The sequence below is a fragment of the Streptomyces cinereospinus genome (assembly GCF_042430725.1).
GTDB classification, from domain to species: Bacteria; Actinomycetota; Actinomycetes; order Streptomycetales; family Streptomycetaceae; genus Streptomyces; species Streptomyces cinereospinus.
In genome coordinates this window covers 19,793-32,534 of sequence record NZ_JBHMCY010000011.1, presented here as the reverse complement: position 1 = coordinate 32,534, position 12,742 = coordinate 19,793, and the positions used below count along the sequence as shown (strand labels likewise).

Genomic DNA, 12,742 nt, shown 5'->3' with positions numbered 1-12,742 from the left:
CGGGGTCGGACGCTGCCATCCCGTTTTCGCGTCACCGGAAGTCCTCCTCGCGGTACTCGGCGTCCGAGCCCGCCGCCGTGGCCTCGCGCAGCTCGCTGCGGCGGGGATCTTGCCGGAGACGGTCTTGGGCAGCGGGGCGAACTCCGGCCGGCGGATGCGCTGGTACGGGGCGAGCGTCTCTTGGGAGTGCTCGAACAGCGCCTTCGCGGTGTCCGGGCCGGGCTCCCGGCCCTCCGCGAGGACGACGTACGCCTTGGGCACGGCCAGGCGCGGGGCGTCCGGTGCCGGTACGACGGCGGCCTCGGCGACCGCCTCGTGTTCCAGCAGGGCGCTCTCCAGCTCGAACGGGGAGATCTTGTAGTCGGAGGCTGAAGCAGAGCATCAGCGGGTCGTCGGCGCGGGTGGGGCCGTCGGGGGTGAACCCGGGCGGTGCGGCGTACGCCTCCGCGTACGGCTGCCACCCCACCGGGGTGCCGCCGACCGCGACGCGGGTGCAGTCGCCGGGCACCCCGGCGAACTTGCCGGCGTCCTCGGCCCGTACGAGCACGTGCCGCAGCCGGCCGCGCTGCACCCGGTCGCGCAGGTCGGCGGGGCCGAGCAGCGGGGTGGCCGGGATGACGGCCGCGCGCAACTGCATGGCCGCCAGCGCCGTCTCCCACAGCGTCGTCGGCGCGGGTGGGACCGTCGGGGGTGAACCCGGGCGGTGCGGCGTACGCCTCCGCGTACGGCTGCCACCCCACCGGGGTGCCGCCGACCGCGACGCGGGTGCAGTCGCCGGGCACCCCGGCGAACTCGCCGGCGTCCTCGGCCCGTACGAGCACGTGCCACAGCCGGCCGCGCTGCACCCGGTCGCGCAGGTCGGCGGGGCCGAGCAGCGGGGTGTCCGGGATGACGACCGCGCGCAACTGCATGGCCGCCAGCGCCGTCTCCCACAGCTCGGCCTGGTTGCCGAGCATGACGAGGGCGCGGTCCCCCGCGCGGACGTCACGGGCCCGCAGCCAGCTGGCCACCCGGTCCGAGCGGTCCGAGCGGTCCGCCGGCCCGGCGTGGGAGAGCAGGGTGTCGGTTTCCGTCCTCCTCGACGATGTGCAGGGCGGTGCGTCCGTTCCCGGCCGCGACGACGTCGGACCGGTCCAGCGCCCAGTCGAAGTACTCGGTCCGGGGCCGGCGGAAGCCCGCGTACGCGGTGTCGTGGTCCTCGCGGTGTTCCAGCAGGAAGTCCCGGGCGCTGCGGAACTCCTCCGTCGCCGTCGTCATCCGTCCTCCTCGGTGCCGGACCGTGCCGGGCGGCTCGTCGCCATCGTGTGATCCGTGGTGCGTGTCCCTACCCCGGAACGGCAGCGCGTGCCCGGGGAAGGAGCGAGGACATGGCGGTGGAAGCGCCCGGTGCGGGGCGGTGACGGCCGCGCGGCGGGCGGGGCGCTGCCGTGGTGTCCGGCGGCTCGGGCGGTCCGGTCCGCCCGGGGCGGTCCGGGCGGTCCGGGCGGTCCGGGGCGGTCCGGGGCGGTCCGGGCGGTCCGGCCGGACCGGCCGGACCGGCCGGACCGGCTGTTTCGGCCGTTTCGGTGGTTCGGGGGAGGACCGCTTTTTCCCGGGGGCCCGCCGCTGTTATCTCCCTCACCGTCCCATCACTCCGGATGTCAATGAGATGTTGCCTAGAATTTGGCCCGGACACGACACTCGGAGGGAGCGGTGACCGTGCGACGGGACTTCGAGGAGCCTGCCAGCGGCCGCCCCGACCTGGTCATCGGCCGGGAGGAACCGTTCACGGCGGCGCGTGAGCAGCTCGGCCGCGGGGGCAGTGTGCTGCTCCACGGGCCCGCGGGAATAGGAAAGTCGACCGTGCTGCGGGCATTGGCCGCGGATTACGCCGAGGCGGCCCGGACCGTGTTGCGCTGCTCGGCGACGGAGTCCGAATCGCATCTGCCGTTCCTGGCCCTCGCCGACCTGCTCGGCCTGGTGCTGGACCAGGTGTCCGGCAAGCTGCCCGCCGCACAGCGCACCGCACTGGAGTCGGCGCTCACCGGCCGCGGCGAGTCCACCCTCCAGCGCGACGGCCTCGCGCTGCGCCTGGCCGTGCTGTCCGCGCTGCGCGCGCTCGCCGCCGAGGGGCCGGTCCTCGTCGTCGCCGACGACGTGCAGTGGCTGGACTCCGCCAGTTCCGAGCTGCTCGGCTTCGCCGCCCGCCGGCTCGGCGACACGCCCGTCACGATGCTCTGCGCGGTGCGCACCGAGGGCCAGGAGTACGACCGCCACCTGCGCACCGCTCCCCCCGACACGCTCGCCGTCCGCCTGGGCCCGCTCTCCCGCGCCCAGGTCTCCGCGCTGCTCGACCACCGCGGCTACACCGGGCTGCCGCGTTCCACCGTCCGGGACATCCACCGCACCAGCGGCGGCAACCCGCTGTTCGCGCTGGAGCTGGGCCGCGCCCTCGCCGAGAACCCGACCCCGCCGCGTCCGGGCGAGCCGCTGCCGGTGCCGACCTCGCTGCGCGCACTCGTCCTCAGCCGGCTGGAGATCCTCTCCGGCGAGGCCCGGCACACCCTGCTCGTGGCCAGCGCCGGCGCCCGGCCCACGCTGTCCCTGCTGCACGCGGCCGGCCGGGAGAACGCCGAGGCCGAGACGGCCCGGGCGGCCGGGCTCGGACTGCTGATGACGGAACCGGAGGGCTCCGCCGTACGTTTCGCGCATCCGCTGATCTCGGCGGCGCTGTACGCGGAGGCGCCCGCCCACCAGCGGCGGGCCGCGCACGCCGCCCTGTCGACGGCGGCCTCCGACCCGATCGAGCGGGCCCGGCACCTGGCGCTGGCGACGACGGGGACCGATCCGCAGGTGGCGGCGCGGCTCGCCGGGGCCGCCATGCTGGCCCGGGACCGCGGGGCGCCCTCGGTGGCCGCCTCGCTCGGGCTGCTCGCGGCCCGGCACGCGCCGGCCGACAGCGTGCCGGGGCCGGACGAGCGGCGGTTGCAGGCGGCCGAGGACGCGATCACCGCCGGCGAGGTGGACCTGGCCCGGGACATCGCGCGGGAGGTGCTGACCCGGGCCACGGTGCCCGCGGAGCGGGTGCGGGCCTGGATGGTGGTGATCGAGGCGGCGGGACAGGCGCTCGGGGAGGTCGACGCCGTCTTCCCGCAGGCGCTGGCCGACGCGGGCGACGACCCGCGGCTGCTCGCCCTGGTACACTACCAGCTGGCGTGGCGGGCGCTGGTCGTCGAGGGCGACTTCGCCGAGGGCCGGGAGGAGGCCGCGCACGCCGCGGGCCTGGCGGCGCGGGCCGGGGACCGCCGGACCGAGCTGCTGGCACTCGCCTTCCAGGCCCAGGCCGAGACCCTGATGGGTCACCCGGACGCGCCCGCGACCATCAAGCGGGCGCTGAAGGAGCCGCAGGACCCGCAGGTGGCGTGCCACCACAACGGGGCGGGCTCGACCCGGTTCCGCTGGCTGCTGATGAGCGACCAGCTGCCGGAGGCGCGCGGCACGGTGACCACGCTGCTGCGCGAGGTGCGGCGGCGCGGGATGGTGGAGAGCGAGGTGCACTTCCTGCGGCTGCTGGCCGAGACCGAACTGCGCTCCGGGCACTGCGGCCGCGCCCTGGACCTGGCCCGCGAGAGCCTCGGGCTCGCCCGTGACCTGGGCATCGGCGAGGTGGCCTCCGCGATGCTCGCCTCGCTCGCCGAGGCCTCCGGCGGCAGCGTGGACCAGGCGCTGGCGCTGGCCCGGGAGGCGGTGCGGCACGCCGAGGAGGACGGCGACCAGATCTACCTCTCGCGCGCGCTGGCCGCCCTCGGCTACGTCCGGCTGGTCGCCGGGGACGCGCCGGGCACCGTCCGCTCGCTGCGCCGGGTGCGGGAGCTGGAGAACGGGCTCGGGGTCACCGACCCGGCGCGCGGCCGCTGGCACGGCGACCTGGCGGAGGCGCTGGTGCGGGTGGGTGCGCCGGCGGAGGCCCAGGACGTCATCGACGTGACCCGGGAGCAGGCGCTGCGGCTGGGGCGGGAGAGCGTGCTGGCCGTGCTGGACCGGGCGGAGGCGCTGGTGCGGGCGGCGGGCGGCGACCACGACGCGGCGGTCGCCCGGCTGACGTCGGCGCAGGACCGGCTGGGCAAGCTGGGCTACGGGCTGGAGGAGGCGCGCGCGGCCTTCGAGCTGGCCCGGTTGCGGGCCCGGCGGGGGCCCGGGCCGACGTCGTACGACGAGGCGGCGCGGCTGATGCGGCGGTGCCGGGCGCTGCCCTGGCTGCGGCAGGTCGACGCGGCCGTGGTGGCGGGCGCGGTGCCGGACCGGCGGCCGGCCCCGGCGGACGTGAGGGCCGCGCTGGAGGGGCTCGCCTCGATGGAGCGTCAGGTGGCGGCGCTGGTCATGGAGGGCGCGACGAACCGGGAGATAGCCGGGCGGCTGTTCATCAGCGTCAAGACGGTCGAGGCGACGCTCACCCGGGTCTACCGCAAGCTGGGGATCCGCTCGCGGGTGGACATCGTCCGGCTGGCGGCGGGACGGCACGTCACCTGACGGCGGGCGGCACCCGACCGAGGGTTTTCCCTCCCCCACTCCCCCTAGGGGGTTCCCTCATTGGGCCGGGCGGGCCGCCGGCCCTAGCGTCGTCACGTGCCGCTCGCCGGGCATACGGGGACCTGTCCCGAGGCTCCCGTGCTCCACCCCGCCCGCGCGCCCCCACCGGCCACCACTTGAGGAGACTCATGTCCGGTCTCACCCGTGCCAGACGCGCCGCCGCCGCCTTCGCCGCGGCGACCGCCGCCGCCGCGACCGCGCTGCTCACCGCCCCCGCCGCCGTCGCCGCCCCGCAGCCGATCGTCGGCGGCACGACGACCACCACGACCGCGTACCCGTTCATGATGCAGATCACGGACGCCGCGCAGAACCAGTTCTGCGGCGGCACCCTGGTCTCGCCCACCAAGGTCGTGACCGCCGCGCACTGCATGGTCGGCGAGACCACGGGCGGCGTCCGCGTCGTCGGCGGCCGCACCTACCGCAACGGCACCAACGGCACGGTGAGCCGGGTCAGCGGCATCTGGGTCCACCCCGGCTACACGGACGTCACCGACGGCGAGGACGTCGCGGTGCTGACGCTGTCGACGCCGATGCCGTACGGCACGGCGACGTACGTCTCCTCCGCGCAGACCTCCGTGTACGCGGCCGGCACCACGGCCCGCGTGCTCGGCTGGGGCACCACCTCCCAGAACGGCGGCTCCTCCAACCAGCTGCGGACCGCGACCGTGCCGACCGTGTCCGACACCGGCTGCCGCGGCGCGTACGGCTCCGCCTTCGTCGCGAGCGACATGGTGTGCGCCGGACACACCTCCGGCGGCGTGGACGCCTGCCAGGGCGACAGCGGTGGCCCGCTGCTCGTCGGGGGCGTCCTGGCCGGCATCACCTCCTGGGGCGAGGGCTGCGCGCAGCCCGGGTACCCGGGCGTCTACACCCGGCTGACGACCTTCTCCGGCCTGGTGACCGCGCAGGTGAACTCCTAGCGCCACATGCTCCTGAGTACCCCTCAGGTGAGTGAACCAGGGGGCGTTGCGGGCCTCCACGAGCGGCCCGCAACGCCCCCTCTCCATGCGGCCGCGGCCCGCGTCCCGCCCGGTCGCGCGCACCTCCCCGTCACGGTGTCCCTGGCCCCGGATATCCTGGTCCCCGGTCACACCGCCGCAGGCCCACCGGGAGGTGTCCCATCGCCTAGAAGAACGCCAGGAAGCCGAGCCGGCGGCGCCCCCTCCCCCCGCAGCCGCCGAAGAGCGGTCCGCCGCCCGCCGTCGGTCCGCCGCCCGCGCGGCCCGCGGAGGCCGGCAGCGTGGTCCAGGCGGCGCTGTACGAGGACGGTGTCCGGGTCTCCTCCCCCGCGACCCTCGCCGACACCTACCGGGAACTGCGCGAGAAGCCGTCCGGCATGGCCTGGATCGGCCTGGCCCGCCCCACCGAGGGCGAACTGCTCTCCCTGGCGGAGGAGTTCGGGCTGCACCCGCTGTCCGTGGAGGACGCCCTGGAGGCCCACCAGCGGCCCAAACTGGAACGTTACGGCGACACCCTCTTCGTGGTCCTGCGGGCGGCCCGCTACCTCGACGCACCGGAGGAGGTCGACTTCGGCGAGCTGCACGTCTTCGTCGGCCCCGACTTCCTGATCACCGTCCGGCACGGCGCGGCGCCGGACCTGTCCGCCGTCCGCCGGCGCATGGAGGAGTCGCCGGAGCTGCTGAGGCTGGGCCCGGAAGCGGTGCTGTACGCCATCCTCGACGCGGTCGTCGACGGTTACGCGCCCGTGGTCGCGGGCGTGCAGACCGACATCGACGAGATCGAGACCGAGGTCTTCCGCGGCGACCCGGAGGTCTCCCGCCGCATCTACGAACTCTCCCGCGAGATGGTCGAGTTCCAGCGCGCCACCCGCCCGCTGGTCGGCATGCTGCACGGTCTGATGGCGGGCTTCGCCAAGTACGGCACGGACGAGGAGCTCCAGCGCTACCTGCGGGACGTCGCCGACCACGTCACGCACACCAGCGAGCGCGTCGACGGCTTCCGCCAGGCGCTGACCGAGATCCTCACCGTCAACGCCACCCTCGTCACCCAGCAGCAGAACGCGGAGATGCGGGCGCTGGCGGAGGCGGGCTTCGAGCAGAACGAGGAGATCAAGAAGATCTCCTCGTGGGCGGCGATCCTGTTCGCGCCCACACTCGTGGGAACCATCTACGGCATGAACTTCGAGGACATGCCGGAGTTGAAGTGGGCAGGCGGCTACCCCTTCGCCATCCTTCTGATGGCAGTGGTCTGCGTGAGCCTGTACGTCATCTTCAAGAAGCGCGATTGGCTGTAGCGACCCGCCACACGAGCTTGATCGACTTAGCGCAAGCCAACCATTGATCACCGCCTCAGAGGCCTCGTGGGGACACAACCGGAAAGCCCACTCGCAGGCCAGCGGGCCATGCAGTCAGCCAGGGACTCGTGCAGACTTGGCCGACTTGCACCCTTGCCACCCACACGATCATGACGGTGTATCAGGTTCTGTCAGTGGCCGCAGCTACAACCGATCTGGAGGTCCGCATGGTGCGGCCCGATGGGGAGGGAATCAGCATGCCGAAGGTTCCGGACGGATACGTGCGCGTACGAAGCCACCTCCGCCGCAAGCCGGGTCCGAAGTCCGCCAAGGGCCTGAGCATCTGGGCCGTGGCCGGCCTGTGCGCGGTGGTGTGGCTCTGGGGCCAGGTCTTCGGGTTCGGCGACAGCACCACCGAACAGCAGCCCGCGCCGAAGCCCGCCGTCTCCGCGCCAGCGGCCGGGCAGTGATGGCCCGGCGGCGGCGAAGGATTCGGTGGCGACCGCGCAGTACCGCAGACCTACTGGGTGCGGCAGCCGTTGCCCTCGCGCTCACGGTCGCACTGGCGCAGGCCGCATCGCGCCTCCTGACGAGGGCCGCCGCGGCCTGGCCGCTGGTGGTCCTGATCTGTCTCGCCGCCGCCGTCGGCTTGGCCTGCCTCCGGGTACGGGGCTCCCGTCGGCATCGCGCGGACAACGAGAGGCTGGCCCGTCTGCGCATCACCTTGTCCGAGTTGGACGCGATGGACGACCAGCAGTTCGAGCACGCGCTGCGCGACCTCCTCGTCCGCGACGGCTGGGCGGCCAGGAGGGTGGGCGGGGGCGGAGACCAGGCCGCGGACGTGATCGGCGTCCGGGTCCCCCTTGGGCGGATCGTGGTACAGGCGAAGCACACCCGCGTCGGCGGCAAGGTCGGCTCGTCGGTGATGTACCAGGTGAACGGAACGGCGGGTCCCGCACACAGGGCGGACCACGCGGTCGTCGTCACCAACGGCGCGTTCACCCGCGACGCCATGGCTTGGGGCGACCGTCACGGCGTGCGGTGGGTGGACCGCAACCGACTGAACCACTGGGCCCACGAAGGCAAGGCGTTGCACGAACTCCTCGGCCTGCCCGCAAGACGCGCGCGCCTGCCGTGGCGTCGAGCGGCATGAGACTCAGCGCGTGCCCCGCCAACGAGAACGGGTGGCACAGCATGTGCTGTGCCACCCGTTCTCAGGCAAGGGCAAGGTCTTCTGGGACGTACTGAGGGGCCACTCCGAGCAGCGCGTCGACAGCCGCACGCCCCTTGCCTCCGGCCTCGGGCATGAAGTGGGCGTAGTGGTCGAGGGTGATGGTGGGACTGGAGTGGCCGAGCCACCGGGCGAGGGTGACCACGGACTCGCCCGCCTTGAGGATGACCGAGGCGTAGGTGTGCCGGAGGACGTGGAAGCCGTCCTTGCGGGAGGCCTTCCAGCGCTGGCCCTTCCCCCGCACGGGGATCACCCCCGCCTTCGCGAGAGCGGGCTTCCACACCTCGTCGTTGAAGATGTTGGCGCGGATCGCGTTGCCGTAGGTCGTGGTCAGGGCCAGCGGAAAGGCTCGCTTCTCCCGATCTGGTTCCGGGCCACCCCACGGCAGCTCGACCTCGCCGGCCGGATGCTGCAGGAGGTGTGCGCGCAGCTCGGCGGCCACCGAAGGCGGCATGTCGACGACGCGGGTCTTCCCGCCCTTGGGAAGGGTGAAGTACAGGCGGCCGTATAGGAGCTGGACCTGTCGGCGAACGCGGATGAGGCCGCGCTCGAAGTCGACGTCCGCCGGCGACAGCCCGAAGACCTCTCAAAGGGTGTCGGGCGACAGTCCCAGGTATGCGGCAGCTTCTCGTACGTTCAGAAATCCCCTCACGAACGGCGAGATCCTGGGAGAGAAACGGGCATTCAGCGGAATTTCGCTGCCACAAGCAACACTTCGCACTTATCTTAACCTTCGGGCTCTTCCACCGGCATTCTGTGGCGGCGGACCTGGGACATGACGAATCCGCTCCTGTCCCCTGCCAAGCGGGCGGAGCTGAGTACTTCCATGGTCTGGAGAATCCCCGGTTTGGCTGACCGGGGATCGCGCTGCGCCCGTCGGGCACCACGGGACCGGTCCCCAACTCTGTTTCCGCTGGTCCCCCCCTGACATCCCCGACTCAGTGGGGACCGTCCCCACGATCCCCACCATCTCGGACGGCCCTGCGACGGTTCGGGGACCGTCAGGTCGCCACGTCGGGGACCGTCCCCACCCACGACTACGGGACCGAGACGGGACCGGTCCCCACGCCCATGCCACTGGGGACCGAGCGTCTCCCGAATCGGGGACCGTCCCCGCCCGGTCCCCAGACAGCGCCGGCAGCGTCGCGCGTCACGAGCGACCGGTCCCCAACCGGTCGACCCGGCTCAACAGCCCCTTCACATGACCAGCCCTACCTCTTCAAGGACACGCATGCACAACCCACCGCACGACCGTCCCAGCCACGACGAGCACGTGCCCTCGCTTCCAGCCTCAGGAGGAGCAAGTTGGAGGGAGACTGGGACGAGGTCGCCGGCCAGCGGCTGGGGAGGATCGGCCGTACAAACGGGCAGCGCCACGAAAGGGCCTGAAAGGCGGATCGCCGCAGGTCAGGGCGACTCTGCAGTAGGTTCCCGCAGGTCAGCGCGCTGAGAGTGAAGATCTCCTCGTGGGCGGCGATCCTGTTCGCGCCGACGCTGGTCGGGACGGTCTACGGGATGAACTTCGCCCACATGCCGGAGCTGGGCTGGAGCCTCGGATACCCCTTCGCGGTGGGCCTGATGGGCGTGGTGTGCGTGAGCCTGTACCTGATCTTCAAGCGGAAGGACTGGCTCTGAGCCGCTCCGCGCCCCCCACCCCCTCCCCTGGTTGCGCCAGTGGCCCCCCGCCCGGTCCGTCCGCTCCAGCACCGCACCGCACCGGCACCGGCACCGGCACCGGCACCGGCACCAGCAGTCCCGCACGGCGCACCATCGCGGCGGCCCCCGGCCCGCTGGGGCCCCGGCCCACCGCGACGACGGGCGCGGCGTCGGCATCGCACCAGGGAGCGGCGATCACACCCGCGTAACGGAGTCCGCGGTGTCCGGTCACTCCGCACGGGGCCTACGGGATCTCCTGCTCGGCCCAGATGATCTTGCCGTCGGAGGTGTGGCGGGCGCCCCAGCGGTGGGCCAGCTGGGCCACCAGGAACAGGCCGCGGCCCCCCTCGTCCGTGGTGCGGGCGTGCCTCAGTCGCGGGGCGGCGCTGCTGGCGTCGGCGACCTCGCAGGTCAGCCAGGTGTCGCGGAGCAGACGCAGGCGGATGGGCGGCGCGGCGTAGCGGATCGCGTTGGTGACCAGTTCGCTGACGATCAGCTCCGTGGTCATGGACAGCTCGTCGAGGCCCCAGGCCGCGATCTGGCGGGTGGCGCGCGCCCGGACGTCGGCGACGGCGGCGGGGTCGACCGGGACGTCCCAGACGACGACGTGGTCGGCGCCCAGGGCGTGGGTGCGCGTCAGCAGCAGCGCGATGTCGTCGGGCTGGGGCACGGGCACCAGCCGCTGCACGGCGGACGCGCACAGGGCCGCGAGGTCGGGGGCGCCCGCGGGGGTGGCCACGTCCGTGTCACCGCCCGCGCCCGTGTCACCGCCCGCCTCCGCGTCACCGCCCCCGCGCCCGGCGCGTGCCGCGGGCGCCCCGTCGAGGCCGTCGAGGCCGTCGGGGCCGTCGAGGCCGTCGGGGCCGTCGGGGCCGGCCGGGTGCCCGGCCGACGCGCCGTCAGGGCCCGCGGGGTGGCCGGCCAGCGCTTCGCCGAGCCGGGTCATGCCGAGTTCCATGTCGCCGAGGCCGAGGATGAGGCCGTCGGTGTACAGCCCCAGGAGGCTGTCCTCGGGGAGCTCGATCTCGCCGGACTCGAAGCCCATCCCGCCCAGCCCGAGCGGCGGACCGGCCGGGGGTTCTGGGAAGGAGACCCGGCCGTCGGGGGTGACCACGACGGGCGGCGGGTGTCCGGCGCGGGCCATCGTGCACCGCCTGCTGACCGGGTCGTACACGGCGTACAGACAGGTCGCGCCGAGGAAGGCGGTCGTGCTCTGGTCGGTCTTCTCCTCGCTCAGCCGCAGCACCAGGTCGTCGAGGTGGGCCAGCAGGTCGGCGGGCGGCAGCTCCATGTCGGCGAGGGTCTGCACCGCCGTGCGCAGCCGGCCCATCGCCGCGGCCGCGGAGATGCCGTGGCCGACGACATCGCCGACGACGAGGCCCACGCGGGCGCCGGACAGCGGGATGACGTCGAACCAGTCGCCACCGACCCCGCCGCTCGGGTCGGCCGGCAGGTAGGAGGAGGCCACCTCCAGCGCCGTACCACCCGTCAACGCCTGGGGCAGCAGGCTGCGTTGCAGGGTGAGCGCCGCCGTGTGCTCCCGGGTGTAGCGGCGGGCGTTGTCGACGCACAGCGCCGCCCGTGCCACCACCTCGCGGGCGAGCAGGACGTCGTCGGCCTGGAACGACACCGGGTTGAGCGACCGCAGGAACGTGGCGAGCCCCAGGGCGGTGTTCCGCGCCCGCATCGGCACGGCTATCAGGGAGTGCAGCCCGAACTCGCGGATGCTCGCCGCCCGCGCGGGCTGCTCGGCGACCCACAGGGCGTCGGACGGGTCGAGCACCGGGACGAGGATCGGCTCGCCGTCGATGAGCAGGTCCACCTTGTGCGGCGGCGGCAGGAAGTCCACCCGGTCACCGATCCGCGCGACGGCCTCGGGACACCCCTCGCGCACCGACCGCATCCCGGCGCGGCGCATCACGAGCCGGGCGGACGCCGGTGACGCGTCGGTCGGCCCGGCCCCGTGCCCCTCGGTGCTGAGGACGGTCTCCAGCAGGTCGACGACGACGAAATCCGCGAACCGCGGCACGGCGAAGTCGGCGAGTTCCTGCGCCGTGCGCATCACGTCGAGGGTCCGGCCGATGCCGGTCCCGGCGTCGGCGACCAGCGACAGCAACTGGCGCGCGTTCCATCGCTCGGTGACGTCCAGGACCATGTAGCAGACGCCGGTGACACGGTCGCCGGCGTCCACCAGCGGGAAGTAGGACGAGGAGTAGGCGCGCTGGCGGTGCGGGTCGGCCCAGCTCCAGCCGACGTGCTCGTAGTCGGTGACGGGGACCTTGGTGGCGAGCACCTTGCGCATCAGGCCCTCGATGGTGTCGGCCTGGAGCCCGGGCAGCAACTCGCTCAGCCGGCGGCCCAGCCGCTGCTCGCGGGGCACGCCCCCGAAGCGTTCCAGTGTGTCGTTCAGCCAGACGAAGCGCAGTTCCCGGTCCACCACCGCCATGCCGACCGGCGAGCGGGTCAGGAAGCCGTCGAGGACGGACTGGCCCATCGTCCACCGCGGGCGCTGCTCCCGCGCCGAGACCAGGAAGCACTCCTGCGAGCCGAGCCCGAAGCAGGCGGAGACCCGCAGGTCGACGTCGAGCCGGCGGCCGTCGCGGTGGCGCAGCGGGACGAGTCCGCTCCACCCCACTCCGGTCCGGCACCGGTCGGCGACGCCGGACGCGCGGACCGGATCGCCGGGCACCGCCAGCAGACGCGCGGCGGAGCCGCCGACGACCTCCCGTGCCGGGTGCCCGAGGAGTTTCTCGGCCGCCCGCGTCCAGCCGATCACCACCCCGGCGGCGGACAGCACCGCCACCGCGTCGGAGGACGCGTCGAAGAGATCGCGCGCTCCGGCGGGCGGCGTCTCGGAACCGTGTCGCGCGGCGTCCATGGACGTTCCCATCTTTTACACGACCATGTTCCTGTTTGTCCCATGGTCCTGCTTGTCCGTCCGATGTGCACGGCCCGGGCCGCCGCGGCGGCCCCCGGACTGGGCAAGGCAGGGGGGCGGGGGCAGCATGGAAGGGCACGTCGTCACGTCCGCC

7 protein-coding genes and 2 pseudogenes are annotated in these 12,742 nt (G+C 73.7%); 6 read left to right on the top strand and 3 right to left on the bottom strand.

The annotated features are described in order from the left end of the window. Positions 1-31: 31 nt before the first annotated feature. Positions 32-1,257 (bottom strand): annotated as a pseudogene (locus ACFF45_RS07990) (AMP-binding enzyme). A gap of 435 nt (positions 1,258-1,692) precedes the next feature. Between ACFF45_RS07990 and ACFF45_RS07985 the strand changes: the two are divergent. From ACFF45_RS07985 to ACFF45_RS07965, 5 genes are all read left to right on the top strand, one after another. After that, a complete protein-coding gene (locus ACFF45_RS07985; RefSeq protein WP_381343840.1) occupies positions 1,693-4,509 on the top strand; it encodes a helix-turn-helix transcriptional regulator in 2,817 nt (938 codons plus the stop codon). Positions 4,510-4,697: 188 nt separating this feature from the next. Further along, positions 4,698-5,489, top strand: coding sequence for a S1 family peptidase (locus ACFF45_RS07980; RefSeq protein ID WP_381343837.1), 792 nt, complete (start codon positions 4,698-4,700; stop codon positions 5,487-5,489). A 320-nt stretch (positions 5,490-5,809) separates the two neighbouring features. Then, positions 5,810-6,823: a magnesium and cobalt transport protein CorA gene (locus ACFF45_RS07975; RefSeq protein ID WP_381343834.1), complete on the top strand. Its 1,014-nt coding sequence runs from the start codon at positions 5,810-5,812 to the stop codon at positions 6,821-6,823. A 257-nt stretch (positions 6,824-7,080) separates the two neighbouring features. After that, a complete protein-coding gene (locus ACFF45_RS07970; RefSeq protein WP_381343832.1) occupies positions 7,081-7,293 on the top strand; it encodes a hypothetical protein in 213 nt (70 codons plus the stop codon). Further along, the gene (locus ACFF45_RS07965; protein ID WP_381344067.1) at positions 7,293-7,976 is read left to right on the top strand and encodes a restriction endonuclease; all 684 of its coding nucleotides are present in this window, start codon (positions 7,293-7,295) and stop codon (positions 7,974-7,976) included. Before ACFF45_RS07970 ends, ACFF45_RS07965 begins: the two co-directional genes overlap by 1 nt. A gap of 61 nt (positions 7,977-8,037) precedes the next feature. On the opposite strand, the gene ACFF45_RS07960 is transcribed toward ACFF45_RS07965, so the two are convergent. Then, complete coding sequence (locus ACFF45_RS07960; protein ID WP_381343829.1) at positions 8,038-8,508, bottom strand: hypothetical protein; 471 nt, start codon at positions 8,506-8,508, stop codon at positions 8,038-8,040. A gap of 1,001 nt (positions 8,509-9,509) precedes the next feature. Between ACFF45_RS07960 and ACFF45_RS07955 the strand changes: the two are divergent. After that, positions 9,510-9,689, top strand: a pseudogene (locus ACFF45_RS07955) (CorA family divalent cation transporter); the annotation flags it as partial. A gap of 265 nt (positions 9,690-9,954) precedes the next feature. On the opposite strand, the gene ACFF45_RS07950 reads toward ACFF45_RS07955, so the two are convergent. Then, positions 9,955-12,588: a SpoIIE family protein phosphatase gene (locus ACFF45_RS07950; protein WP_381343827.1), complete on the bottom strand. Its 2,634-nt coding sequence runs from the start codon at positions 12,586-12,588 to the stop codon at positions 9,955-9,957. Positions 12,589-12,742: the final 154 nt, after the last annotated feature.